Source organism: Streptomyces sp. NPDC006529, assembly GCF_040611795.1.
GTDB lineage: Bacteria > Actinomycetota > Actinomycetes > Streptomycetales > Streptomycetaceae > Streptomyces.
Genome location: NZ_JBEXPB010000006.1, coordinates 112,147 through 136,530 on the forward strand (window position 1 = coordinate 112,147; position 24,384 = coordinate 136,530).

Here is a 24,384-nt window from a genome sequence, read left to right on the forward strand (position 1 = left end):
CGGCGCCGAGTCCGCTCACCGAGCAACATCCTTCGCGGCCGCCTCCACCGCGCCCTCCGGTGTGCGGGTGAGGGCGCGGATCGCGGGGATGGCGAGCATGAGCGCGAGGAGCAGGACGCCCACGGCCGAGGAGAAGAGCAGGACGCGGTCGGCGCCGAAGGATTCGGCCGCCGGGCCGGCCAGGGCCCGGCCCAGCGGGATGACCATGATGGAGCCGGCCACGTCGTAGGCGGAGACCCGGCTGAGGACGGCCAGGGGGATGTGCGACTGCACGCTCGTCGCCCACATGACGCCCCAGAAGGCGAACCCGCAGCCCGCCAGCACTCCGGTGAGCGCCGTCAGGGTGAAGGACCAGCCGAGCGCGGGCGCCAGCGGGTTGAGGGAGAAGAAGAACATGGCAAAGGCCCCCGCGACGAGCGGCCGGGCGGGCCGCACCCGCATGCCGAGCAGGCCGCCGACGATCGTCCCCGCGCCGTCGGCGGAGGCGATCCAGCCGTAGCCGCTGGCCCCGTGTTGTTCGGTGAGCAGCGCCGCGCCGAGCGGCAGCGCCGGCCCGAAGACGAAGAGGCCGTAGACGGACCAGACCGCGATGACGCCCCACAGCCAGGACCGGGACCGGAACTCGTGCCAGCCGGTGACGAGCCTGCGCGACATCGGCTCGTCGCTCTCGTCCCGGGTGGTGCCGAGCGCGCGCAGCGGGGTGAGGCCCAGCGCGCTCAGTGCGTAGAACGCCGCGATGACCACGAACGAGCCCGCCACGTCCCAGTAGGCCACGAGCAGACCGGCCACGCCCGGACCGAGCAGCGTGCAGATCGCCTCGGAGATCCGCAGCAGCGCGTTCGCCCGCTGGATGTCCTGCGCAACCCGGGGGACCATGCTCGCCAGACCCGGCTGGAACATGGCGGTCGCGGCGCCGCTGAGCGCCAGCAGGGCCATGATCTGCCACAGCCGTACGTGGTCGGTGGCGAGCAGCGCCGCGAGGGCGAGCATGGCCACCATCCGCACCGCGTCCGCGCCGACCATCATCACCTGCGGGGTGAAGCGGTCGGCCAGCACGCCGCCGAAGAGCACCAGGAGCACGATCGGAGCCATCCACGCGGCCAGCGCGTACCCGACCCCGCTCGCCCCGTAGCCCGCGCCGAGCACGGCGGTGGTCAGCGAGACCATCAGCATGCCGTCGGCGAGCAGCGAGGTGCTGCGGGCGGTGAAGAACAGGCGGAAGCGGCTGGAGCGCCACGGGCTGGGGAGCGGGACCCGCTCCGGCCGTACGGTTACCTCATCCATCGTCATGTGACATCCGCCGTTCCCGGCCGTTCCCTTCCGCGAGGATCTGCTGCCGGAGCCACGCGTCGCTCCGGTCGGTCTGTGCCGGGGGGTCCTGCACGATCACGTACCGGCGGGGGGCCAGCACGCCGGGACGGCCCGGGAGGGCGTCCATCAGCGCTGCGTGCGCCCGCGCCGGCGTCAGCGGGGATCCGCCGGAGGCGATGAACGCGGTGAGGCCGCCGGGCGACCCGCTGCTGCCGGCCGGAGCGCCCGGAGCGTCCGCCTCGGCCGTGACGTGCACGGGCAGGCCCCCGAGCGCCCTGCTCAGGGCGTCCGCCACGTCGGGCGGCGAGACCCAGCAGCCGTCCACCCGCAGCCAGCGCGCGTCGCGTTCGACCGTACGCACGCCGGTCACCGCGGTGAGCGAGGCGAGCGGTACGTCCCCGGCCGCGGCCGCCTCCAGCAGCCGGACGAGACCGGTGAGGAAGCCCTCGGCCTCGGCCCGGGGGAACAGCGCGGGGTCGGCCCACATCCCGATGTGGAGCACGGGGTCCGTGCGGTAGGCGAAGGCCAGGACGCGGGTCGGCAGCACCTGGACCGGGCCCCAGCTCAGCTCCGGTCCGGGATCGGAGCCGTTCTCGTCAGCAGGGACGTTGGCGGTGGAGAGCAGCGTGCTCACGTCGTTGAACACGACGTCGCGCGCGAAGTGGCTGCCGCGCTCGAAGGTGACCCGCCCGATCATCTCCCACAGGCGGACGGAGTCGAAGCGGCTGTGCCGGTAGGCGTTGAGCGCCGCCCCCCAGGCCGTGCGCAGCAGCGCGTCGAAGGACGGGACGCCGACGTCGAGGGCGAGCAGCGCGTCCTGGGACACGGTGTTCACCGAACGGGCCAGCCGGGGCAGGAACCGGTTGGACGTCGGCACCGCCGCGACGCAGGTGCGCTGGCCCGCGCGGTGCGCGACGAGGGTGCACCACGCCGTCAGCAGCACGGTCGAGGGAAGGCTGCCGGTCCGCTCCACGACGCGGGCCAGGGCCCGGGCGCCGCGCTCCGAGCGGAGGGTGAGCTGGGGTATGCGTACCTCGGTACCCGTGGCCCCCGGCTCCGCGAACATCGCCTGGGGACCGGTGCGCAGGATCTGCTCCCAGTACCGCAGGGACGCCGCGGACTTCCGCAGCCCGGCCGGAGCCGCCTCCTCGGCGGCGAGGTCGAGCGGGGTGAAGGCCGTCACCGGCGGCAGCGGTTCACCGGCCAGCAGGGCGAGCCACTCCTCCCGCAGGACGGCGAGGGCGCTGCCGTCCGCCACGGCGTGGCTGGACACGAGGGCGACGGAGCCGGGAGCGCCCCGCTCGGCGACGACGGAGATCCGCAGGGGGAAGTCCCGGTCGAGGGCGTAGCGTTCGGCGCGGGCCTGGCGGGCCAGCGCCTCGGCGTACCGCGCCGGTTCCGACGGCAGTTCCTCGTGGTCGAGGACGGTGACCTCGAACTGCCCCTCCGGCGCGACCAGCTGCTCGGCAGGCGCGTCGCCCGGGGCCGGCGGGGAGCCGGTGGCGCCGGGGAAGGTGGTGCGCAGCGCTTCGTGCCGCACCACGAGGGTGCGCAGCGCGTCGATCGCCGCGGTGAGTTCCGTGCCCGCGGGTACCGGCCACACGTCGTGGATGTTGATGTGCGCGGGATCGTCGCGCAGGATGCACCGGATCATGTTGGCCTGCCCCATGGTGACGGGGCCCCGGCGTTCGGCGCCGCCCGCGTAGCGGACGGTGACGGTTCGGGTGTGGATCCTCGCCGACCGCCCGAAAGCGGTCCGTTCAGTCGTGATTCCTTCGGCCGCGCTCGCGCGGACCAGCGGTTCCCAGGCGTCGATCAGCAGGGCGAAGGCGGCCATGTCCGCGCGGGCCTCGTCCAGGAGTTCCCCGCGCCGGGCGGCGAGTGCGTCCGCGGCCGTCTCGTAGCGCCCGCCGAGCTTGCGGTAGCAGCGGTCCAGGACGTCGAGCCGATCGGCGTTCTCCTCGCGGCCCGTCGGCGTGGTCTCCCGGACGAACCCGGCGACGGCTTCGGCGCGTACCCGGCCCCCGGCGTCCAGCAGTTCCTCGCCCGCGGCCGCCATCCGGGCGTGGGCGGCGTTGAAGTAACCGCTCGACAGCAGGTACTTCGCGAACCGCTCCTGGTAGGCCAGGAAACCGCTGTCCGAACGTCGTTCGGCGGTGTGGTAGTTGACGATGTGGCGGTTGTGCAGGACGCCGGGGAGACGGGCGTCGTCCACCAGGTGGATCAGGAAGTAGTCGCTGCCGATGGTGTCGGTGGCGGGCGGCAGGGGCACGCGGCCGTAGACCGCGCGGTCCAGGCCGATGTTGCACATGTCCACCCGCGTCGGGCCGACCCGGGTGAGCGTGGTGTGGTCGGCGGTGTACGGGGTGGTCCCGGCGCCGCGGAAGGCCTGGTCGATCAGGTTCCGCCGCCAGATCTCCGCGAGACCGGCGGGCACCGACAGGCCGATGACCTCGTCGTAGACGCCGGGGTCGAGCCGGTGGATCTCCTCCACGTCCACGGACATCGCGCCGACGAAGGAGGCGCCGACCAGGGCCACCGGCCGATGGGCGGAGGCGGGGGCCAGCCTGCTGCGGGACACCAGCCCGGCCACCTCGGCGGCGGGGCGGCCCAGCGCGGCCAGTTCGTGGTGCAGGGGGAAGACCGGCTCGCCGTCCAGCAGTTGGTAGCGGCTGTCGGAGTCGCGGCGGTGCACCGAGGCGCAGCCCAGTGCCTCCGCGATGAGGAAGGCGCGGTTGGTGCAGGCGCCGTAGGACACTCCGGACGGCAGCATCAGGTCGAGCAGCCGGTCCGGCCCGGCGACGCCGGAGCGGGCGATCACCCGGCGCAGGAAGGAACGCTGCTCGTCCTCGTCGAGGTGGTGGACGATCACGCCGGGCGCCGGAGGCAGCGCGCGCACCGCCTCCCGGTGCTCGGCGAGCACCGGGGCCGCGGCGGAGTCCAGGATCAGCAGGTGCATCTCGACGCCGAAGTGGCGTGCGCCGTAGGCGGCTTCCGCTCCGATGGCGGCGATCGTATCGGTGCAGGCGCGGTTGGTGGGGAGGGTCAGGCAGACACGGCGCACGAGGTCTCCCCGCTCTGACCGGGAGCCGTGTCCATGTCCGCGTCCCCCGGGGCAGCCGCGGCCATGCCCGTGTCCGCGTCCGCGACCGCGTCCGTGTCCGCGTCCGCGACCGCGTCCGCGACCGCGTCCGCGACCGCGTCCGCGTCCGTCTCCGTCTCCGTCTCCGTCTCCGTCCAGGAGGTGAGCCCGAGGAGGCGGCGCCCGAGGGGATTGAGGGTGGCCGTGGGGTAGCGCTCGGCTTCGGGACGCACCGGATCGCCGACCAGGGTGCGGTTCCAGCGGGGGGTGCGCAGGTGCCGCCAGGACTCGACGCGGGAGCGCCGCAGCCGCTCGTGCTCCTCCAGCGCCGGCATCATCGAGAGGTACTGGACCGCGCGCGCCCCGTCCGTCGAGGTGTTGCGCGCGACGCCGTGGGCGAGGAGGCCGTTCCAGATCAGCAGGTCGCCGGGGCGCAGCTCGGGCCGCACGACGGGGAATTCGGTACGGTCCACATCGGGCCGCAGCGGGTCCCGGTCGGCCGGCTGGGCGGTCTTCCACTCCTCGAACCGCCGGAACAGCTCCGGGTTGCACTGGAATCCGCCCAGTTCGGGGCTGGTGTCGTTGAGCGCGATGATGCCCTGCACGCGCTGCGGGGGGACGCCGAGGGTGGTGTCGATGTCCCAGTGCAGCTCGATGTCGAAACCCCGGTCCGTGGGGTCGATCAGGGCGCGGTCGCGGTTCTTGACGTTGGGCGGGTTGAGGTTCAGCCGGTCCAGCGTCACCCACAGCTCCTCGCAGTCCCAGACGTCCACGAAGGAGTCGTACACCCGCTGCGACTGGCGGCTGTCCCAGAGCAGTTGGTGGTGGTAGGCCTCGACGAAGCCGTAGACGTGCAGCTGCTGGTCCAGCTCCGAGCGGAACGGCCGGTCCTCGTGCCAGGTGTCGGGCCGGTCCGGGTCCAGGCCCTGGAAGTCCCACGTGAAGTCCAGCAGGCGGCGCGCCTCGTGGGCCGGTATCGCCTCCCGCACGATGACGTATCCGTAGGTCTGCCAGTGGGCGAAGTCCGCTTCGGAGAGCACCCGCAGCGGCCGTGACTTCTTCAGTTCCCGCAAGGTCGTCTGGGCCAGGTAGGACTCGCCGTCGGCGCTGAAGTAGGGACGGTCGGACGGCGCCCGGTGCAGCCTGGGGCGGGGACGGCGGGGGCGACCGTCTGGAGCGGAAGTCGTCATGTTCAGCAGGATTGGTTTAGACCATAGCTGCTGTCAAGTGCCGTCTCAATATGCTGATTGGGTTGCATTCGATCCCGAAACACCCCTCGCGCCGATGATCGCCGGTATGACAACTTTGGTCTAGACAATCCCCGAGATGCTGGCTTAGTGTCCTGGTGACGCAGCTCCTGTCCCCGGCGGAGCGTCAGCCGCCTTCCTCGCTGTGCCGAGGTCAACGGCGGCCCCGTCCACGGCCGTTCGCACCGTCGCGCCCAGGTCGCGGCACGCACGTTGCGCCCATCCGGCCGACGCCCTCGACGACTGTTCATCCACGCCCACAGGGAGCGGATCTCCATGAGCACACCCAGCATCACCGCCTTGCCGGACGGCGGTCTGAAGAACCCCGGTCCGGGCCTGATCACGCTGGACCCGGTCCACACCGCCCTGCTACGCGGTCTCGACGACCTGCTCACCGGGCTCGCCGCGCGGCTCGCCGCCCCCGAGGTGATGGGGCCGCCGCTGCTCGCCGCCGAAGGGCTCGCGCGACTGGACTACTTCCGCAACTTCCCCCATCTGGGAGTCTCCGCCGGGCGGTTCGCACCGGAGGCGTTCGACGCGCTGGCGGCCGGTGACGCGCCCGGCGAGCTCTCCCTGCGGCCGACCGGCCACCTGCTGCCGTCCGCCACCTGCTACGGACTGCTGCTCTCCCTGGAGGGCCGGGACGTCGGCGAGGACGGCCTGCGGCTCTCCGCCACCGGCCGCTGCTTCCGAAACGAGACCCACTACGACGGGCTGCGCCGCCTGTGGGGCTTCCACATGCGCGAAGTGCTGTACCTCGGCACGCAGCAGGGCGCGGTGGAACACCTGGCGCAGGGCGCCGAGTTCGTCCAGGAGCTGGCCGGGCGCCTCGGGCTGGACCTGACCCGCGCCGTGGCCGACGACCCCTTCTACGACAAGGGCGGATCCCGGGCCCGGCTGATGGCCCTGGATCCGGTCAAGCACGAGTTCAACGCCCCCGACGGCACCGCGATCGCCTCCGTGAACCGGCACCGCAACTTCTTCGGCGAGCGCCTCGGCATCCGCGCGGGTTCGCACGGACCGGTCTACAGCGCCTGCGTCGCCTTCGGCGTCGAGCGCTGGGTCCACGCGATGATCCTCGCCCACGGCACCCCGGAGCGGGCGCTGGAGCGCCTGCGCGACGCCGCGGCCTGAGCCCTGCCCGACACCACCGCACCAGCACCAGCACCAGCACGATCACGAGCAAGGAGGGCACCCGCCCCATGGAACGCATCGCCGCGTGGCTCCACGAGAAGAACCCCGGGCTGGAGGGCGCGATCGGGGCCGACGAGGACCTCATCGAGGCCCGCCTGATCGACTCGATGGACTTCCTCGAGTTCATCGACCTCCTGGAGGAGATCTCCGGCTCCACCATCGACCTCCAGGACGTCACCATCGACGACTTCCGCACGCTCGCCCGCGTCCGGGAGCGCTTCTTCCCCACCTCCGCACTGGCCGACGCCTCCGCGTCGGCCGGGTGACCGCCCGCCCGTGACCGGCCCCCCGGTGCCGGGCCGCGCGGACCCGTACCGGGGGGAGCGCCCGTACGCCGGTGAGGGCCTGCACGGCGGGGAGGCCCTCACCGGCCGCACGGGCGCGGAGGTGGGAGCCGCGGAGGTGGCGGTGGTGGCGGTGGTGGCGACCACCGGGGAGGTGCTGGCCCACCCGGAGCTGCACGAGGGGCTGCTCGCGCCGTGGGAACGGCGGCGCCTCGCCCGGATCCGGGTGCCGGGCCGCCGCGACGACGTGCTGGCGGCCCGGCTGCTGGTACGGCTGTGCGCCGCCCGGTTCACCGGTCTCGCGCCGGGCGCGTCGGCCCCGGCCCAGTACTGCGCCGGGTGCGGACGCTCCGGGCACGGGCGCCCGTACCTGCCCGGCCACCCCGGGGTGGGCGTCAGCCTGAGCCATGCCGACGGGCTGGCCGCGGCCGCCGTGGGGCCCGGCGCGGTCGGCGTCGACGTGGAACCGTCGGCGCGCCGCCCCGGCTCCCTGGGAGTGCTGCGGCGGATGGTCCCCGACGCCGCCCTGCGCGAGGCCACCGCGCAGCCGGACCCCGGTGCTGCGCTGCTGCGGCTGTGGGTGCGCCGCGAGGCGCTGTTCAAGGCCGGCGGGGAGGAGGTACGGCTGCTGGAGTGGACGGACCACCGGCGCGGGGCCGTGGTGGCGGTGGCCGGTGCCGCCCCGGTCACGGTCTTCTCCGCCGACTGACCCCGGCGGGGCGCCGGCCGTTCAGGCTCCGACGTCCCGGGCGCGGAAATCCTCCAGCGTCTCGCGCCGCACGAGCAGCCGTGCCGCGCCCCCGTGGACGGCGACGACCGCGGGACGGCCGACGAGGTCGTACCCGGACGCCATCGACAGCTGGTACGCGCCGGCCACCGGCACCGCGAGCAGGTCGCCGGGACGCACGTCCCCCGGCAGGGGCACGCCGGCCGCGAGCACGTCGCCCGCCTCGCAGTGGCGGCCGACGACGGTCGCCGGGCCCGGCGGGGCCGTCGAGTGCCGGCCGACCAGTCGCGGCGCGTAGCGCACCCCGTACAGGGCGGGCCGCGGGTTGTCGCTCATGCCGCCGTCGACCGCGACGAAGACCGTCCCGGCCGTGCGCTTGACGGCGAGCACCCGGTAGAGGGCGACCCCGGCCGGTCCGACGACGGCCCGCCCCGGCTCGACGGCCAGGCGCGGCACGGGCAGCCCGGCGGCCGCGCAACCCGCGGCCAGCTCGGCGCGCAACCCGCGGGCCAGGGCGGCGAGGTCGAGGGCCGCCTCGCCCGGCCGGTAGGCGACCGCGTGGCCGCCGCCCATGTCCAGCTCGGGCAGGGCGACCCCGTGCGCGTCCCGGACCCGGGCCATCAGTCCCACCATCCTGCGCAGGGCCACGAGGTAGGGCTTCACGGAGGCGATCTGCGAGCCGATGTGGCAGTGCAGCCCGGTGAGTTCGAGCTGCGGCTGGCCGAGGACCCGGCTGATCGCGTGCTGCGCGCCCCCGTCGGTGAGGGACAGGCCGAACTTCTGGTCGTCCGTACCGGTACGGATCTTGCCGTGGCCGCCCGCCGAGACGCCGGGCACCACCCGCACCATGACCTTCTGGTGGCCGCCGGGACCGACGGCGGCGGCGATCCTGGCGATCTCGGAGGGACCGTCGATGACGATCCGCCCCACGCCGAGCCGCAGCGCCGTCTCCAGGTCGCGGGGCGACTTCGCGTTGCCGTGCAGCACGATCCGCTCGGGCGGGAACCCGGCGGTGACCGCGAGCTCCAGCTCCCCGGCCGAGCAGACGTCCAGGCCGAGCCCCTCCTCGCGCACCCAGCGGACCACGGCGCGGGACAGGAAGGCTTTGGCGGCATACAGCACGTCCGCGTCCGGGAACGCCTCCCGGTAGCTCCGGCAGCGCCCGCGCACCTCGCCCTCGTCGAGCACGTACACCGGTGTGCCGAAGCGCTCGGCGATCTCGCCGAGCGGCACCCCGGCGACGCCGAGGCCGCCGTGCGGGAGCGGGGCCGCGGACGCGGGCCACACGGACGGCTCGTCGGCCGCGGCGGGGCCGGGGGCAAGGGCCGGTGGTTCGGGGAGGCCGGTGACGGTCATGTGCGATCCCTCGTCTGTGATCCCTCGGAGGCGGACCGGGCGGTGGCCCCGGCGGCCTGCCGGACCGGTGGCCGTGGTGCCGGCGCCGGCGCCGGTGGTCGGGCGTCCGGTGCCGGTGCGGCCGGGGGAGCGGTCAGCGTGGGGTCGACCGTGATCAGGGAGGCGCCGAGCGGTGCGGTCATCGACCGCAGCGCTGCTTCCGAGAGCCGGATCCAGGGCTGGGCCGCGCCGAGCGTGGCGGCCAGCCGGTCCGGGCCGGTGAAACCGACGGCGGTGCGCGCCCCCAGCGGGGTGCGGAACAGCCGCAGCACCCGGTGGGCCCCGCCCGGCCGGGCGGGTACGCACAGGGGCCGGGCCGGGGCCGGATCCTCGGGTTCGGGATCGGGCTCGTCGGCGTACCGGATCAGACACATGGGGCCTCCCAGGGGAACCACGCGTGACGCGAGGGGTGGTGGGGGCCCCGGCCGCGGGGAGGTGGCCGGGGCTCCGACGGCGAAGCTATCCCCGGGGCGGGGCGCCCCGGACCGCCCCGTAACGCGTCCCATACGGGGCCCGCCCGAGTCCTGACGCGTCACTGACGGCCACGGCCGACCCGGGAGGTTATCCACAGGTTCCGGCGGGCGGAGCCGGGTGTCCGCGCGTGCCGTTAGGCTTCGAGGATGGCCCTTCCGGACGCATCCCCCGAGATCTCCGACGCGCTGCAGGTACTGCACCGCGTCTTCGGCTACAGCTCTTTCCGCGGTGAGCAGCAGGAGATCATCGAGCAGGTCGTCGGCGGCGGCGACGCCCTCGTCCTGATGCCGACCGGTGGCGGCAAGTCGCTCTGCTACCAGATCCCGGCGCTGGTCAGAGAGGGCACGGGCATCGTGATCTCGCCGCTCATCGCCCTGATGCAGGACCAGGTGAACGCGCTCACCGCGCTCGGGGTGCGGGCCGGATTCCTCAACTCCACGCAGGACTTCGAGGAGCGTCAGGCCGTCGAGCGGGCCTTCCTGGACGACGAGCTGGACCTGCTCTACCTGGCCCCCGAGCGGCTGCGCACCGAGAGCGCGCAGCGGCTGCTCGACCGCGGCAAGGTGTCGCTCTTCGCCATTGACGAGGCCCACTGCGTCGCCCAGTGGGGTCACGACTTCCGGCCCGACTACCTCGCGCTCTCCATGCTCCACGAGCGCTGGCCGAAGGTGCCGCGGATCGCCCTGACCGCGACGGCCACCGAGGCGACCCACGCCGAGATCGTGGCACGCCTCGGCCTGGAGGACGCCCGGCACTTCGTCGCCAGCTTCGACCGGCCGAACATCCAGTACCGGATCGCCCCCAAGAACAACCCGCTCAAGCAGCTGCTGGAGCTGATCCGGGCGGAGCACGACGGGGACGCCGGAGTCGTCTACTGCCTCTCGCGGGCCTCGGTGGAGAAGACGGCGGCCTTCCTCGTGGAGCAGGGCATCGAGGCCGTGGCCTACCACGCGGGGATGGACGCCCGGACGCGGGCGGCGAACCAGGCGCGCTTCCTGCGGGAGGACGGCATCGTGGTGGTCGCCACGATCGCCTTCGGCATGGGCATCGACAAGCCGGACGTGCGCTTCGTGGCCCACCTCGACCTCCCGAAGTCCGTCGAGGGCTACTACCAGGAGACCGGCCGCGCCGGCCGCGACGGCGAGCCCGCCACGGCGTGGCTGGCGTACGGCCTCCAGGACGTGGTCCAGCAGCGCAAGCTCATCGAGGGCTCCGAGGGGGACGAGGCGCGCCGCCGCTCCCTGGGCATGCACCTCGACGCGATGCTCGCGCTGTGCGAGACGGTCGACTGCCGCCGGGTACGGCTGCTGGAGTACTTCGGGCAGTCGGGCGAGCCGTGCGGCAACTGCGACACCTGCCTGACGCCCGCGGAGTCCTGGGACGGGACGGTCGCGGCGCAGAAACTGCTCTCCACGGTGTGGCGCCTCGCCAAGGAGCGGCGCCAGAAGTTCGGCGCCGGGCAGATCATCGACATCCTGCAGGGCAAGAAGACGGCCAAGGTCATCCAGTTCGACCACGACGCCCTGTCGGTCTTCGGCGTCGGGGCGGATCTGAGCACCGCGGAGTGGCGCAGCGTCGTGCGCCAACTGCTGGCGCAGCGGATGCTGTCGGTGGAGGGCGAGTACGGCACGCTCGTCCTGTCGGGGGACAGCGGCGAGGTGCTGGGCGGGCGCCGCACCGTCCCGCTGCGCAAGGAGAAGGCGGTCGCCGCCGCGGCTCGCAAGGATTCCGGACCGCGCTCCGGCAAGGGCGCGCGCGTCCCGGTCGACCTGCCGGCCGCGGCCGAGCCGGTCTTCCTCGCCCTGCGCACCTGGCGGGCCGCGACCGCCCGCGAGCAGGGCGTACCGGCGTACGTCGTTTTCCACGACGCGACGCTGCGGGAGATCGCGACCCGGCTGCCCACCACGGCGGAGGAACTGGGCACCATCGGCGGCATCGGCGAGGCCAAGCTCACCAAGTACGCGGAGGGTGTCCTGGACACCGTGGCGGAGTGCCGCGCCGGCGCGCCGACGGCCGCCCCCGCGGGCGGACCCGACCCCGAGCCGCCCGCCGCCGCCCCCGCGCGCCCGGCCCCCGCGCGCCCGGCCCCCGCCGCCCGCGCGGCGGCCCCGCGCCGCCCCGCGGCGTCCGACGCCGACGAGCCGCCCTTCGACCTGGAGGAGATGGACCCGCCGTGGGACGACTGGGAGTGACCGGCACCGGGGAGTAGGAGCAGGGACGGACTCACGAGCCGGCGGCCGCGCCGGGGCCCCTCATCCGCTCCCGAGGGCAGCGACGGCCGCGACCAGGCGGTCCCAGAACAGGTCCGTCTCCAGGCGCACCGCGACCCGGGCGTTGACCGGGCGGTCCACGTAGCGGTGCGGATCCACCACGGTGGCGCCGCGGGTGTACCGCCCGTGCAGCTCCACGACGACGTTCGCGTCGATGCAGTGCACGATCCCGGGGTCGATGACGCGGGCCACCGCGACCGGGTCGTGCAGCGGCGGGTGCGGGAAGCCCCACAGGGTGCGGTACGTCGACCCGAAGAAGGTCAGCAGCTCGGCGCAGGTGCGGCCCAGGGGCGTACCGAGCCCCTCGAAGCGGGCCACCACCTCGGGCGTGGCCAGCGCCTGGTGGGTCACGTTGAGCCCGCACATCGTGACGGGCACACCGCTGCGGAAGACGATGTCGGCGGCCTCCGGATCCGTGAAGACGTTGAACTCGGCCGCCGGGGTCCGGTTGCCCCGTTCCGTCGAGCCGCCCATCAGCACGATCTCGCGGATCCGGGAGACGTCCTCGGGATGGCGGGTCAGCAGCAGGGCGATGTTGGTCAGCGGCGCGGTGGGCACGAGGGTGACCGGCTCGGGATGCTCCCACAGCAGCCGGTGGATCAGGTCCACCGCGTGCTCCGGCACGACGTCCACCGTCGGCTCGGGGAACATCGGCCCGTCGAGGCCGGACGCGCCGTGCACGTCGTCCGCGACGCCGAGCGCCTGGACCAGCGGCCGGTCGCAGCCCGCTGCGACGGGTACGCCCGTGATGCCCGCGACCGTGCAGACGCGCCGCGCGTTCAGGGTGGTCTTCTCCAGCGTCTGGTTGCCCGCGACCGTGGTGACGGCCAGCAGGTCGACCGCCGGGTCGCCCGCCGCCAGCATGATCGCGAGGGCGTCGTCGTGGCCGGGGTCGCAGTCGATGATGATCGGTACGGGCACGTCACTCCTGCCGACGGGGACCGTGGTCCCCGCCAGTGTGCCGCCGCGGCGGGCAGCCGGCCAGGGGGCGCCCGGGAGGCGGGGTCGCGCCGACGGGCAGACGATGGATCCGTGCGGACGTGGTTCCCGGGCCGCCCGCCCGGGCGTCCCGGAGCCGACTGCGACTGCGGACGGCGCTACGAGGACACCGCGGCGTGGGTGCAGGTGCCAGATGAACGAGCACATCCCGGTCGACGAGCTGCTCAACAGTGCCGCGCAGGCCGCGGGGGGCTGGCTGGGCGCGCTCCCCGTCGCGCTGGTCGCCATCGGCGCCGACGGGACGATCGTGCGCTGGAACCAGGCCGCGCAAGGACTGCTGGGCTACAGCCCGCCGCAGATGGTGGGGCGGCACATCGCCGACCTGCTGCACCCGGGCGCCGACCGGAGCCTGGGCCGCTCCCTCTGGGAAGCCGCGGCCAGCGGGCGGGGGGTGATGGGCACGGTGACCGCCTGGCACCGGGACGGGCACCCGCTGGAGGTGGAGATCTGGGCCTCGCCGGTCTCGGACCGCCAGAACAGCTCCGCCACCGTGCTGGTCTTCGCCGCCGACGCCCACGCGGCGCGCCGGATCCGGGGGGCGTCGGCCGTCTGGGACGGCCTCTTCTCCCGCTCTCCCGTCGGGATCGCGATCCTCGACACGCAGCTGCGGTTCCTCCAGGTCAACGCCGCGCTCGAAGAGATGAACGGCCTGCCCGAGTCGGCGCACGTGGGCCGCGGCCTGGCCCAGATCCTCCCGGAGGTGAACGCCCGCGAGATGGAGGACGCCATGCGGCAGGTCCTGGAAACGGGGGAGCCCGTCCTGGACCGCCGCCGGGTCGGCCGTACCCCCGCCGAACCGGACCAGGACCGGGTGTGGTCCTGCTCGTACGTCCGCGTGGAGGACCCCGCACGGATGCCGATCGGGGTGATCGCCTCGCTCGTCGACATCACCGCCCAGCAGCGCGACCACCTGGAGGCCGAAGCGGGACGGCGCAGGCTCGCGCTGCTCAGCGAGGCCAGCATCCGCGTCGGCTCCAGCCTGGACCTGGAGCGCACCGCGCAGGAACTCGCCGAACTCGCCGTGCCGCGCCTCGCCGACGCGGTCACGGTCGACGTCCTGGAGGCGCTGGCCCAGGGCGACGAACCCGGCAGGGGGCTGACGGGCGGGGCCGCCCTGCGGCGCCTGGGCAAGGCCCCGCTGTCCGGATCCCCGGTGACCGACCTGCTGGCCCCCCTCGGCAGGACGCTCGTCTTTCCCGCGAACGCCCCCTACACCCAGGCCCTCGCGGCCCGGCAGCCCTTCCTGATCGCCCGGCTCGACCAGGAGGCGGCCGCTCCCGCCGCCCGGTACTCGGCCAAGCCCGGGCAGCTGGTCGAGGTGGGCGTGCACTCCTTCGTCATGGCGCCCCTGGTGGCCCGGGAGACCGTGCTCGGCGTGGCCACCTTCTACCGCACCCGCCCGGTCGGACCCTTCGGCGCGGAGGACGTGACCCTCGCGGGCGAACTGACCGCCCGCGCCGCGCTCAGCATCGACAACGCGCGGCTCTACCACCGTGAGCACGAGACCGCGGTCATCCTCCAGCGCAGCATGCTCCCGCAGCACATCACCCCGCCGCGCGGCATCGAGGTCAGCCACCGCTACCTCCCCGCCAGCGACGTCAACGAGGTCGGCGGGGACTGGTACGACGTCCTGACCCTGCCCGACGGCAAGGCGGGCCTGCTCATCGGCGACGTGATGGGGCACGGCATCGCCGCGGCCGCGGTCATGGGCCGCCTGGCCGCCTCCGTACGGGCCCTCGCGCGCCTCGACCTGTCCCCGGTCCGGCTGCTGCGCCAGCTGGAGGCGACCCTCGACGACCTCGCCGAACCGATGCTGGCCACCTTCCTGTACGTCGTCTGCGACCCGGCCACCGGGCACTGCACCGTCACCCGCGCCGGGCACCCGCCGCCCGCGCTGGCCCTGCCCGACGGCACGGTCCGGCTCCTGGACACGCCGCCCGGGGTGCCCCTGGGGGTGGGCGGCATCGACTTCACGCCCACCGAGGTCACCGTGCCCCCCGGCAGCCTCCTCGTGCTCTACACGGACGGCCTGATCGAGGCCCGCGGCTGCGACCTCGACGACCGCCTGGCCGAACTCACCCGGCTGCTCGCGGACCCGCAGCGCCAGCTGGACCACGTCTGCGACTCACTGATCACCCACCTCGTCCCGGCGGCGGCCGACGACGACGTCGCCCTCCTGGTCGCCCGCATCGGCTTCTAGGGGCGGGTTCCGTGCGGTGCGGGCCCTCCCGGCCGTCTAGGCTCCCGGCATGACCCAAGTGACCGCGCCCTTCTCGCTGTTGCCCGGATCCGCCGCCTCGCCGGTGATCCTGCACGTCCCGCACTCCTCGCGCGTCGTGCCCCCGGCCGTCCGCGCGGACATCGTGCTGGACGATCCCGCGCTGGCCCGGGAGTTGGACCACATCACCGATGCCCACACCGCCGACATCGCGGCGGCGGCCGCCGCGATGTGCGCCGTCACGCCGTGGCGGTTCGTCAACGGGCTGTCCCGGCTGGTCGTCGACCCCGAGCGGTTCCCCGACGAGCGCGAGGAGATGCTGGCCGCGGGCATGGGGGCGGTGTACACGCGCACCACCCACCGGGAGCCGCTGCGTCCGGCCGGCTTCGACGCCGGGCCGCTGCTCGACCGCTACTTCCGCCCGTACGCCGAAGCGATGACCCGGGCCGTGGGGGACCGGCTGGCGGCCGTCGGGCGGGCCGTGATCATCGACGTGCACTCCTACCCGACCCGGCCCCTCCCGTACGAACTGCACGGCGCGGGCCCCCGCCCGCCGGTCTGCCTCGGCACCGACCCCTTCCACACCCCGGCTCCGCTCCTCGCCGCGGCGCAGAAGGCGTTCGCGGGCTTCGGCGGCACGGGGCTCGACAGCCCCTTCGCCGGTACGTACGTGCCGCTCGCCCACTACGGCGAGGACGCCCGGGTCGGCGCGCTGATGATCGAGGTCCGCCGGGACGGGTACATGACCGAGCCGGGCGGCCCCGCCGGGCCGGGCCTCGAACCGCTGGCGGCGGCCCTGGCGGAACTGGTGGACAGCCAGACCGCGTAACAACGCGTCATCGGCCGGGGTACGAGGAGGGGCGGGGCAGTGGTGGGAACCGAATGGGGATCGCCGACGGCGCGGGGCGCGGGGCTCGGGCCGGTCGCGGTCCTCGCCGCGCTGGTGGTGGTCGTCCTCGGGGTCCGGTACGCCGGGCACGGCCGGCCGGGGACGGTCGACGGGTGGCTCCGGCCGGTGGACGACCTGCGGCCGCCCTGGCGGCGCGTCGCGCTCTTCCTGGACTTCCTGGGGGAGCCCGTGGGGGCGGCGCTGCTGGTCGCGGCCGCCGTCGCGGCCTGCCTGCTGCTGCGGCGTCCGCGCACGGCGCTGCTCGCCGTCGCCGGACCCGGCGCGGCCGTGGGGGCGGCGACGCTGCTCAAGCACCTGGTGGGCCGCACCATCCACGGCGGGTACCTGAGCTACCCGAGCGGGCACACCGCCTTCCTCACCGCGCTCGCCCTCGTGGCGGCGCTGGCGGCGACCCGGCGGGCCGCACCGGGCAGGACGGCCGCCACCCTCCTCGTGCTCGCCGCGGCCCTGGCCGCGGGCGCCGCCATGGGCTGGGCCCAGGTCGCCCTGGGCGCGCACTACCCGACCGACGCCCTCGGCGGCTGGTGCACGGCCCTGGCGCTGGTCCCGGCGACCGCGTGGGCGCTCGACCGATGGACCAACGCTCCCACCAGCAAGCACATCTGACCTGCCGTCACCTCACACCCGGTGGCGGAACACGGGCTTCACCGGCCGCCCGCCCAGCCAGGGCGCGGGATCGCCGGCCTCCAGTGCCTTGCGGTACACGGCGCACGCGCGGGCCACCACCTCGACCGTGTGGTCGATGTCGGCCTCGTCGAGCGCGCTGCTCACCACGAACGACGGGGCCAGCACTCCCTCCTCCAGGAGCCGGCGCAGGAACAGGGTGCGGTAGGGCTGTGACGGCTGCAGGTCCCCGTCGAGGGTGGCGAAGACCAGGTTGCTGGCCCGGCCCCGGACGACGAGGTGGTCGCCGACGCCCATGGCGGCCGCGGCCTCCCGGACACCGGCGGCCAACCGCTCGCCGAGGGCGTGCAGGTGCGCCGTGACGCCCTCCTCGGCGTAGAGGGTCTGCACGGCCATCGCGGCGGCCAGCGCGTGCGTTTCCGCCCCGTGCGTGGTGGACAGCAGGAACACCCGGTCGCCGCGGTGGCGCAGCCCGCCCCACTCCATCAGGTCCCGTCGCCCGGCCAGCGCGGCGACGGCGAACCCGTTGCCCAGCGCCTTGCCGAAGGTGGAGAGGTCCGGGACGACGCCGTACAGGCCCTGGGCGCCCGCCTCGGACCAGCGGAAACCGGTGATCATCTCGTCGAAGACGAGGACGCAGCCGTACCGGTCGGCCAGCTCGCGCAGTCCCACGAGGTACCCGGGCGGGCCGACGGGTTCGACGATCAGGCAGGCGACCTCGTCCCGGTAGCGGGTCAGCAGCTCCTCAGCGGCGGCCAGGTCCCCGTAGGGGAACGTCACGGTCAGTTCCGTGACCGCCGCCGGAATGCCGGCGGACATCGGCGTGGTGCCGATGAACCAGTCGTCGACGGAGAAGAACGGCTGGTCGCGGCAGACGGCCACCCGCGGGCGCCCGGTGACGGCGCGGGCCAGGCGCACCGCGGCGCTGGTGACGTCGGAGCCGTTCTTCGCGAACTTGACCATCTCCGCGGTCGGCACCGTGGCCAGGAAGCGTTCCGCGGCGTCGACCTCCACGATGGACGGCCGGACGAAGCTGCCGCCGCGCTCCAGTTCCCGCCGCACCGCGTCGAGCACGCGGGGGTGGGCGTGGCCGAGGCTGACCGACCGCAGGCCGGAGCCGTACTCGACGTAGCGGTTGCCGTCGACGTCCCACACGTGGGCGCCGCTGCCGTGGCTGATGACGGGCGCCATGTCCTGCGGATACTGGTCGTCGCCCTTGGCGTAGGTGTGCGCGCCGCCGGGGACCATGGCGTGCAGCCGCGCGTTGGCCTCCAGCGACCGCGACCGGGGCAGGGGGGACTCTGCTTCAGTGGCCATGCGGCGTCACCCCTCCCGTCGCCGCAGGACCTCGGCGAGGCTCGGCGCCTTGCGGTCCCGCTCGGACACCGACGCGGCCGCCAGCGGCCAGGGGACGGCCAGTTCGGGGTCGTCGAAGGCGATCGTCACGTCCTCGGCCGGATCGTGCGGGCGGTCGATCCGGTACGAGACGTCCGCCGCGTCGGTCAGGGCCTGGAAGCCGTGCGCGCAGCCCGCCGGGACGTACACGCTCGCCTGCGTGTCGCCGGACAGGTCGAAGTGGGCCTGGTTGCGGTAGGTCGGCGAGCCGGGCCGCAGGTCCACGACCACGTCGAACACCCTGCCGTACGAGCACCGCACGAGCTTGGCCTCCCCGGCGCCCGCGCGCAGGTGCAGGCCGCGCAGTACGCCCCGGACCGAGCGGGACACGCTGTCCTGGACGAAGGCGTCCGGATCGAGGCCCACCGAGCGCAGCACTGCGGCGTCGAAGGTGCGGCAGAAGAAGCCGCGTTCGTCGGCGTACGGCGTCGGTTCGAACAGGTACGCTCCGGCGATCTCCGGGACTTCGGTCGCCTTCATTCGGCCTCCTCCATGACGTGGGCGTGGGCGCGGGCGGGTGCGGCGGCCGGGAAGAGGGCCGCGCTCAGGGCGGTGAACTGCTGCCGGACGCCGCGGGCGGCGGCCAGGTTGCGCTCGCCGAGGGTCCGCCGCAGCTGCGCCGACCGCTCCTCCAGCGAACGGAACTGTTCGAGCAGCCGGTCGGCGTCGACCTCGCGGGCCGGGTGGCAGTACGCGCCGAGACCCATCCGGTCCATGAGCGCGCCGCTCTTCGCCGCGTAGGTGACGGCGAGCGTCGGCGTGCCGGCCTTCAGCGCACAGATCAGGTTGTGGTAGCGGATGGCCACCGCCGAGTCGACGGCCGCCAGTTCCTTCATCAGGTCGGCCAGCGAGGCCGTCTCGGCGGCGGTGACCAGCGGTGAGTCCACCGCGTCGAGGATCGCGGCGACCACCGGCGCGTCCACCCCGTCGCCGGTCAGCAGCCGGACCGGCCTGCCGTCCGCGACCAGCGCGCGGACGAACCGGATCGTCCCCTCCAGGTAGCGCCGGTGGATCTCCTCGGCCCGCGCGCGGTCGTCGTCGCCGCCGCGGAAGGCCATGACGCCGACGCAGACCGGGCCCCCCGGGCCCGCGGGCTCCCTCGCCGGCCCGGAGGGCAGGGAGAAGGCGAGGTCGGGGTAGACCTCGTCGCGCGCGGTGTCCACGCCCATCGCGCGCATCGCGTCGCGGGAGGGCTCGTCGCGGTACGACCGGTAGGCGGCGAGCCGCGCCGACCAGCGGACCAGCGCCCGGGTCGGCCGGCTGCCGATCTCGGCGGCGCCGACGCTGACCAGCGCGACCCGGGTGCCGAACAGCCGCCCGGACGCGCAGAGCAGGAACAGCGCGTACGGGAAGCCCCACGGCCGCAGCGGCAGCGTGGCCTCCAGGACGCCCATGCCGGGCACGATCACCACGTCGTGCCGGCGGACCCAGGCGGCCGTGCGCACGGCGTCGACCAGCTTGCCCACCGCCTTCCCCGCGACCGCGCCCGCCCGCGACGCGGTCCGGTACTCCCCGCGGTACCAGTGCAGCCGCGTCGCGGGGATCCCGTACCGCGCCGCGACGCTCTCCGGTCCGCCGCACAGGGCGTCCACGACCGCCTCCGGATGGTCGGCGCGGAGGTAGCCGAGCACCGCTTCCAGGGACCCGTCGTTCCCGAGGTTGCCGGATCCGAGCAGGCCGAACAGCCCGACGCGCACCGGCGGCGCGCCCGCCGCGCTCATGCCTTCCTCCCCGAGCGTCCGGCGACGAGGGCGTCGAGGGAGACGGCGAACCGGTCCGGGTCGACCGGTGTACGGTCCTCCACCCGCTCACCCGCGCCCGGCCGCACCCGGCTGGCCATCCAGGCGGCCAGGTGCCGGTGGCACGCGCGCCGGTCCGCGGCGGACAGCGGCGCCCGCCGCACCGCGGAGACGAAGCCCCAGACGTACTCGGCGAGCAGCCGCGGCGTCGGGTGCAGCGGGCCCGCCCGGCGCGGATCGAGGTTGGCGCAGCGGGCGCGCTTGCCGGGGTTCGCCCGCTCGGCGCGGGTGGGGTGGTCGCGGCGGAAGTACAGCAGCTCCGGGACCTGGTGGAAGCGCCCGTGCAGGGCGATCTCGGCAACGAAGGTGCGGTCCGCGTGGTGGTAGCTGTCGAGCGGTTTCACCCGGCGCAGCACCTCGGTCCGGATCACCCCGTAGAAGTCGTCGCCGCCGGGCTCGAACAGCAGGCTGCGGAAGCGCTCCGGCGCGTGCGCGGAGCCGGTGTCCAGCGTGTAGTCGTACGGGACCTTCACCCGGCCCGCGCCGTCGATGACGGCCTGGTCGGTGTGCGCGAGGATCACGTCCGGCCGTTCGTCCAGCGCCTCCACGCAGCGCCGCAGCAGGTCCCGGCCGTACAGGTCGTCGTGCGAGGCCCACTTGAACAGCTCGCCGCGGCACTCGGCGAAGACGCGGTTGTGGTTGGGTGAGGCGCCGATGTTGCGGGGCAGCCGCAGGTAGCGGATGCGCGGGTCCCGCCCGGCGTAGCTCAGGCAGATGTCCCGGGTGCCGTCGGTCGAAGCGTTGTCGCAGATCACCAGCTCGAAGTCCGCGTAGGTCTGGCCGAGGAGCGCGTCGAGCGACTCGGCCAGGTACTCCTCGCCGTTGTAGACGGGCAGGCCGATGCTCAGCCTGGGATGGGCGCTCATGAGGTCCTCACTTCGGGAATGGAGTGGTGGTGGCGCTCGCGCAGGGCGGCCCGCAACTGGAGCCACCACACGACCGAGCCGCTGAGCGTCGCGGCGGCGACGCCCCAGGCGGAGCCGGCCGTGCCGGCGACGGCCGCCCCGCCGAGCCCGCCGCCGACGTAGCAGGCGGAGGCGAAGAGCTGGGAGCGCAGACTGCGCCGGGCCGCGCCGAGCGCGCGCAGTCCGGCCGCCGCGCCGGTGCCCAGACCGGCGCCCGCGACGGCGAGGGTGACCGGTACGACGAGCCGCGCGGCGGAGGGCCAGACGTCGCCCAGCACGAACGCGCCGAGCCGGTCCGGCACCAGCAGCAGCGCCGCGCCCCACAGCAGCGCGGCGGCGGCCTGCCCGCCGCCCAGCAGCAGGCAGAACCGGCCCAGCCGGTGCGGGGCCCGCCGCAGCACCCGCGCCGCCTCGGGCACGGTGACCAGCGAGAGGCCCATCAGGACCGCGAGGAAGGGGCCGAGCAGCAGCTCGGCGCCCCGCACCGCACCCACCGCGCCGAGCCCGGCGATCGCGCCGAGGCCGTACGCCCGCAGCTGGCTCGCGCCGCTGAGGCTGACGTTCTCGACCAGGTACCGGGAGCCCAGGTCGCGCTGCTCGCGGAGCCATCCGCGGGCCCCGCCCGGCCGGGGCCGGATGCCCGACTGGAGGAGGCCGTACGCCGCCGCCACCGTGGCGGAGGCGCCCCAGGCGAGCACGAAGGCCCCCACGCTGCCCGCACGGTCCGCCAGGACCATGGCCGGGACGAGCGCGACGGCCCACACGACGTCGTTGACGAACGCCTTGCGCCCGGCCCCGGCGGCGAAGAACGAGAACCGCCAGGCGTCCTGGAGCAGCAGCCCCGGCAGCATCACGCCGAGGCAGACGAAGGCCGGGCCCAGCCGGCCGCCGAGAGCCAGCCCGGCCACCGCGCACGCCGCGCCGACGGCCGTGCCGACGCCGAGCGCGGTGCCCGACGACCGGGCCACCGCCGCCCGCCAGGACGCGTGCGGCACGCCGCTGAAGCGCACCACGAGCGGATCGGTGGCCAGGCCGCGGGAGACGTTGAGCACCACGCCGTAGGTCACCCAGGCCAGGCCGAACACGCCGAAGGCGGTCACCCCCAGCGAGCGGGCGACGTAGATGCCCACCGCGAAGTTGCTGATGCTGGAGGCCGCCTGGTCGGCCAGTCCCCAGGACAGCCGGCCGAGCAGGGCCCGCTTGGCGGACCCGGCCCGTGTCGTCGCCCGCTCGCCCCCGGCGGTCATCGGCGTCATGCCTTGATCAACCCGGCGGCGCACAGGGCGTCGGCCGCGGCGGCGACGGTGCCGAACGCCAGCCCGGACCGTTCGGCGACCTCCAGCAGGCCGTGCTCGCCGTCGGAGAGGCTGAGCACCCACAGCATGGCCATCTGGGCCTGCTGGGCGTCGCTGCGCCCGCCGAGCGATTCGTACAGCCCGCGCCGGCCCAGCTGCGGTTCGCCGTAGGGGCTGAGGTTGACGTAGCGCCGGTTGCGGTCGAGCACGGTGAACGCCTCGCGGCAGACGGCGAGGGTGTCCGCCATCGCCTCGGGGGAGACGAAGTCCGGGTTGTCCGCCGAGGTGTGGTACTCGGGGTAGCCCGCGTAGGGCGTCCGGCTGAGGGAGCCCACGCCGAGGTCGAAGCCGGGGGAGCAGTACTGCCGCTCGTCATAGCCGTACGGTGTGAACTCGGCGATGCGGTGGGGGCGTTCGGAGGTGCTCAGTACGTGCCGCAGCACCCGGTCGATCTCCGCGTCGCCGCGCCTGCTCTGCTTGTAGGTGAGATCGCCCCGGTCGCCGGCGCAGGCCAGCACCAGGCCGTGCTTGACCCGGTCGATCGACTCCGCGTTGCGGGCCAGCCAGGTGATCGCCCCGATGGTGCCGGGCGCGAAGATGAACCGGTAGGTGTAGTAGGGCCGTTGCTCCGCGAGCGCGCGGGCCAGGAAGACGGCCACCGCGATGCCGGCCAGGTTGTCGTTGGCCAGCGACGGGTGGCACACGTGGCAGGAGACGATCACCTCGTCGGCCACCTGCCCGGGGACCACGTGCTCGGCGTAGGTGAGGTGGCCGTCCGCGAGCGTGGAGTCGACGCGCACCTCGTACGGGCCCTCCGGCAGCGCGTCCAGGGTCTCCTGCGCCAGGCAGAACCCCCACCGCGGCGTGTAGTAGCTGGTCCGGTAGGGCACCCAGGACGGGTGCTCGGGCAGGGTGTACAGGTGCTCGCGCAGCTCGGCCAGCGGCATAGTCGCCGACACCGGCACGCTGTAGCCCAGCACGTGCAGGCTGGACGCGGCGAAGTCGACGACCCGGTGACCCGTGGCGTCGGCGATGTAGGCGTCCCTGACGTTCCATTCCTGCGGCACCGTCCAGTCCAGGACGGGCGTCCCGGTCGGTACCTCGTGCACTTCCAGCGGCAGGTACTCGCCCACGATGTCCAGGGTGGCGCGCACCCCGTCCCCGGTGATGCTGCGGCACAGCGGGTACAGCCGCTCCACCAGCGCGTGCATCCGCGCCCCGACCGCGGTCACCGGCGCCACCGCAGGCTGTCGTCCACGGCTCCGGCGTCCGACGCGGCGCGCAGCACGGCCAGCCGCGTGAAGCGCCGCTCGAAGTCCTCCCGTGTCAGACCGAACTTCCGGTACGCCTCGGCCAGTTCGAGCGCGCCCTCGCGCACCGACCACGCGCACTCGAAGCCGGGCACCGCGGCGCGGAACCGGGCGAAGTCCACCCGGTAGGACCGCGGATCGGCGCCGTTCTCCCCGGTGATCCGCACCCCGGCGCCGGGCACCGCCTCCGCGACCTGGTCGGCGATCTCGGCGACCGTCACGTTGTTGCCCTCGCTGCCGATGTTGAACGCCCGGTCGTGCACCGCCTCCCGCGGCGCGACGAGCGCGGCCGCGAAGGCCCGTGCGATGTCGCCGGCGTGCACCAGCGGGCGCCAGGGGGTGCCGTCGGAGAGCACCAGCACCTCGCCGGACAGGAGCGCGTGGCCCACCAGGTTGTTCAGCACGATGTCGGCGCGCAGCCGGGGCGAGTAGCCGAAGGCGGTGGCGTTGCGCATGTACACGGGGGTGAAGTCCCCGTCGGCCAGCTCGTGCAGGTCGTCCTCCACCCGCACCTTGGACACCGCGTACGGAGTGACCGGGCGCAGCGGGGCGTCCTCGGCGACCAGGTCGTCGCCCCCGGCGGCGCCGTACACCGAGCAGGTCGAGGCGTACAGGAAGCGCCGCACCCCGGCCTCGCGGGCGAGGCGGGCCAGCCGTACGGAGGCGTGGTGGTTGATGTCGTAGGTGAGGTCGGGCGCGAGGGATCCCAGCGGGTCGTTGGACAGCGCGGCCAGGTGGATCACCGCGTCCACCCCCGCCACGTGCTCGGCCGTGACGTCGCGCAGGTCAACCCGGTGCCCGCGCGGGTCCGCGGGCGGCGGCCCGAGGACGCAGTCCGCGAACAGGCCGGCGTCGAGACCGACGACCTCGTGCCCGGCGTCCGCGAGCACCGGGGCCATCACGGTGCCCAGGTAGCCCTGGTGTCCGGTCAGTAGTACGCGCAAG

The 24,384-nt window shown here is 74.4% G+C and carries 19 protein-coding genes and 2 pseudogenes; 7 read left to right on the forward strand and 14 right to left on the reverse strand.

What is annotated here, in order from left to right; genetic code table 11:
* Window positions 1-15: 15 nt before the first annotated feature.
* From ABZY31_RS07470 to ABZY31_RS07485, 4 genes and pseudogenes are all read right to left on the reverse strand, one after another.
* The gene (locus ABZY31_RS07470) at window positions 16-1,290 is read right to left on the reverse strand and encodes an MFS transporter (RefSeq protein ID WP_356405813.1); all 1,275 of its coding nucleotides are present in this window, start codon (window positions 1,288-1,290) and stop codon (window positions 16-18) included.
* On the reverse strand, window positions 1,277-3,082 hold the full coding sequence (locus ABZY31_RS07475; RefSeq protein ID WP_356405988.1) for a condensation domain-containing protein: 1,806 nt from the start codon (window positions 3,080-3,082) through the stop codon (window positions 1,277-1,279). The genes ABZY31_RS07470 and ABZY31_RS07475 overlap by 14 nt, the downstream gene beginning before the upstream one ends.
* Window positions 3,083-4,375: pseudogene (locus ABZY31_RS07480) on the reverse strand (DUF6271 family protein); the annotation flags it as partial.
* A gap of 173 nt (window positions 4,376-4,548) precedes the next feature.
* Window positions 4,549-5,583 (reverse strand): annotated as a pseudogene (locus ABZY31_RS07485) (phytanoyl-CoA dioxygenase family protein); the annotation flags it as partial.
* A 333-nt stretch (window positions 5,584-5,916) separates the two neighbouring features.
* Between ABZY31_RS07485 and ABZY31_RS07490 the strand changes: the two are divergent.
* From ABZY31_RS07490 to ABZY31_RS07500, 3 genes are all read left to right on the forward strand, one after another.
* Window positions 5,917-6,774, forward strand: a complete 858-nt coding sequence (locus tag ABZY31_RS07490; RefSeq protein WP_356405815.1) for an aminoacyl--tRNA ligase-related protein — start codon at window positions 5,917-5,919, stop codon at window positions 6,772-6,774.
* Between the two features lie 68 nt (window positions 6,775-6,842).
* Window positions 6,843-7,100, forward strand: coding sequence for an acyl carrier protein (locus ABZY31_RS07495; protein ID WP_356405817.1), 258 nt, complete (start codon window positions 6,843-6,845; stop codon window positions 7,098-7,100).
* Between the two features lie 121 nt (window positions 7,101-7,221).
* Window positions 7,222-7,827 carry a 4'-phosphopantetheinyl transferase superfamily protein gene (locus tag ABZY31_RS07500; protein WP_356405990.1) on the forward strand — a complete coding sequence of 202 codons (606 nt, stop codon included), beginning with the start codon at window positions 7,222-7,224 and terminating at the stop codon, window positions 7,825-7,827.
* A gap of 21 nt (window positions 7,828-7,848) precedes the next feature.
* Here the strand turns inward: ABZY31_RS07500 and lysA are convergent, their stop codons facing one another.
* Both lysA and ABZY31_RS07510 read right to left on the reverse strand, forming a co-directional pair.
* Window positions 7,849-9,201 (reverse strand): diaminopimelate decarboxylase, encoded by a 1,353-nt coding sequence (gene lysA / locus ABZY31_RS07505; protein WP_356405819.1) that lies wholly within the window; start codon window positions 9,199-9,201, stop codon window positions 7,849-7,851.
* Entirely contained in the window at window positions 9,198-9,614 is a 417-nt protein-coding gene (locus tag ABZY31_RS07510) for an SAV_915 family protein (RefSeq protein ID WP_356405821.1), read from the reverse strand. The genes lysA and ABZY31_RS07510 overlap by 4 nt, the downstream gene beginning before the upstream one ends.
* 246 nt (window positions 9,615-9,860) lie before the next feature.
* Here ABZY31_RS07510 and recQ point away from each other — a divergent pair, with 246 nt between their 5' ends.
* Window positions 9,861-11,906 (forward strand): DNA helicase RecQ, encoded by a 2,046-nt coding sequence (recQ, locus tag ABZY31_RS07515; protein ID WP_356405823.1) that lies wholly within the window; start codon window positions 9,861-9,863, stop codon window positions 11,904-11,906.
* A gap of 60 nt (window positions 11,907-11,966) precedes the next feature.
* On the opposite strand, the gene ABZY31_RS07520 is transcribed toward recQ, so the two are convergent.
* On the reverse strand, window positions 11,967-12,905 hold the full coding sequence (locus tag ABZY31_RS07520) for a nucleoside hydrolase (protein ID WP_356405825.1): 939 nt from the start codon (window positions 12,903-12,905) through the stop codon (window positions 11,967-11,969).
* Between the two features lie 211 nt (window positions 12,906-13,116).
* Here ABZY31_RS07520 and ABZY31_RS07525 point away from each other — a divergent pair, with 211 nt between their 5' ends.
* Genes ABZY31_RS07525 through ABZY31_RS07535 form a run of 3 tightly spaced genes read left to right on the forward strand, consistent with a single transcriptional unit; the run spans window position 13,117 to window position 16,717 of the window.
* The gene (locus ABZY31_RS07525) at window positions 13,117-15,183 is read left to right on the forward strand and encodes a SpoIIE family protein phosphatase (RefSeq protein WP_356405827.1); all 2,067 of its coding nucleotides are present in this window, start codon (window positions 13,117-13,119) and stop codon (window positions 15,181-15,183) included.
* Between the two features lie 49 nt (window positions 15,184-15,232).
* Window positions 15,233-16,030, forward strand: coding sequence for an N-formylglutamate amidohydrolase (locus ABZY31_RS07530; RefSeq protein ID WP_356405829.1), 798 nt, complete (start codon window positions 15,233-15,235; stop codon window positions 16,028-16,030).
* A gap of 39 nt (window positions 16,031-16,069) precedes the next feature.
* Complete coding sequence (locus ABZY31_RS07535; RefSeq protein WP_356405831.1) at window positions 16,070-16,717, forward strand: phosphatase PAP2 family protein; 648 nt, start codon at window positions 16,070-16,072, stop codon at window positions 16,715-16,717.
* Window positions 16,718-16,729: 12 nt separating this feature from the next.
* Here the strand turns inward: ABZY31_RS07535 and ABZY31_RS07540 are convergent, their stop codons facing one another.
* From ABZY31_RS07540 to ABZY31_RS07570, 7 genes are read right to left on the reverse strand one after another with little or no spacing between them, the layout of a single operon-like run.
* On the reverse strand, window positions 16,730-18,052 hold the full coding sequence (locus ABZY31_RS07540; protein ID WP_356405833.1) for a glutamate-1-semialdehyde 2,1-aminomutase: 1,323 nt from the start codon (window positions 18,050-18,052) through the stop codon (window positions 16,730-16,732).
* A 6-nt stretch (window positions 18,053-18,058) separates the two neighbouring features.
* Window positions 18,059-18,610 (reverse strand): dTDP-4-dehydrorhamnose 3,5-epimerase, encoded by a 552-nt coding sequence (gene rfbC, locus ABZY31_RS07545; protein ID WP_356405835.1) that lies wholly within the window; start codon window positions 18,608-18,610, stop codon window positions 18,059-18,061.
* Window positions 18,607-19,851: a polysaccharide pyruvyl transferase family protein gene (locus ABZY31_RS07550; RefSeq protein ID WP_356405837.1), complete on the reverse strand. Its 1,245-nt coding sequence runs from the start codon at window positions 19,849-19,851 to the stop codon at window positions 18,607-18,609. The genes rfbC and ABZY31_RS07550 overlap by 4 nt, the downstream gene beginning before the upstream one ends.
* Window positions 19,848-20,795 (reverse strand): glycosyltransferase family 2 protein, encoded by a 948-nt coding sequence (locus ABZY31_RS07555; RefSeq protein ID WP_356405839.1) that lies wholly within the window; start codon window positions 20,793-20,795, stop codon window positions 19,848-19,850. The genes ABZY31_RS07550 and ABZY31_RS07555 overlap by 4 nt, the downstream gene beginning before the upstream one ends.
* On the reverse strand, window positions 20,792-22,090 hold the full coding sequence (locus ABZY31_RS07560; protein ID WP_356405840.1) for a hypothetical protein: 1,299 nt from the start codon (window positions 22,088-22,090) through the stop codon (window positions 20,792-20,794). Before ABZY31_RS07560 ends, ABZY31_RS07555 begins: the two co-directional genes overlap by 4 nt.
* A complete protein-coding gene (locus ABZY31_RS07565; protein WP_356405842.1) occupies window positions 22,087-23,370 on the reverse strand; it encodes a DUF4910 domain-containing protein in 1,284 nt (427 codons plus the stop codon). Before ABZY31_RS07565 ends, ABZY31_RS07560 begins: the two co-directional genes overlap by 4 nt.
* Window positions 23,358-24,383, reverse strand: a complete 1,026-nt coding sequence (locus ABZY31_RS07570; protein WP_356405992.1) for an SDR family oxidoreductase — start codon at window positions 24,381-24,383, stop codon at window positions 23,358-23,360. Before ABZY31_RS07570 ends, ABZY31_RS07565 begins: the two co-directional genes overlap by 13 nt.
* Window position 24,384 lies beyond the last annotated feature (1 nt).

Excerpts from the sequence above, each read along its gene's own strand:
- ABZY31_RS07470 (WP_356405813.1), bottom strand. The coding sequence starts at position 1,290 with ATGACGATGGATGAGGTAACCGTACGGCCGGAGCGGGTCCCGCTCCCC.
- ABZY31_RS07490 (WP_356405815.1), top strand. The coding sequence starts at position 5,917 with ATGAGCACACCCAGCATCACCGCCTTGCCGGACGGCGGTCTGAAGAAC.
- ABZY31_RS07495 (WP_356405817.1), top strand. The coding sequence starts at position 6,843 with ATGGAACGCATCGCCGCGTGGCTCCACGAGAAGAACCCCGGGCTGGAG.
- lysA (WP_356405819.1), bottom strand. The coding sequence starts at position 9,201 with ATGACCGTCACCGGCCTCCCCGAACCACCGGCCCTTGCCCCCGGCCCC.
- ABZY31_RS07510 (WP_356405821.1), bottom strand. The coding sequence starts at position 9,614 with ATGTGTCTGATCCGGTACGCCGACGAGCCCGATCCCGAACCCGAGGAT.
- recQ (WP_356405823.1), top strand. The coding sequence starts at position 9,861 with ATGGCCCTTCCGGACGCATCCCCCGAGATCTCCGACGCGCTGCAGGTA.
- ABZY31_RS07525 (WP_356405827.1), top strand. The coding sequence starts at position 13,117 with ATGAACGAGCACATCCCGGTCGACGAGCTGCTCAACAGTGCCGCGCAG.
- ABZY31_RS07530 (WP_356405829.1), top strand. The coding sequence starts at position 15,233 with ATGACCCAAGTGACCGCGCCCTTCTCGCTGTTGCCCGGATCCGCCGCC.
- ABZY31_RS07540 (WP_356405833.1), bottom strand. The coding sequence starts at position 18,052 with ATGGCCACTGAAGCAGAGTCCCCCCTGCCCCGGTCGCGGTCGCTGGAG.
- rfbC (WP_356405835.1), bottom strand. The coding sequence starts at position 18,610 with ATGAAGGCGACCGAAGTCCCGGAGATCGCCGGAGCGTACCTGTTCGAA.
- ABZY31_RS07550 (WP_356405837.1), bottom strand. The coding sequence starts at position 19,851 with ATGAGCGCGGCGGGCGCGCCGCCGGTGCGCGTCGGGCTGTTCGGCCTG.
- ABZY31_RS07555 (WP_356405839.1), bottom strand. The coding sequence starts at position 20,795 with ATGAGCGCCCATCCCAGGCTGAGCATCGGCCTGCCCGTCTACAACGGC.
- ABZY31_RS07560 (WP_356405840.1), bottom strand. The coding sequence starts at position 22,090 with ATGACGCCGATGACCGCCGGGGGCGAGCGGGCGACGACACGGGCCGGG.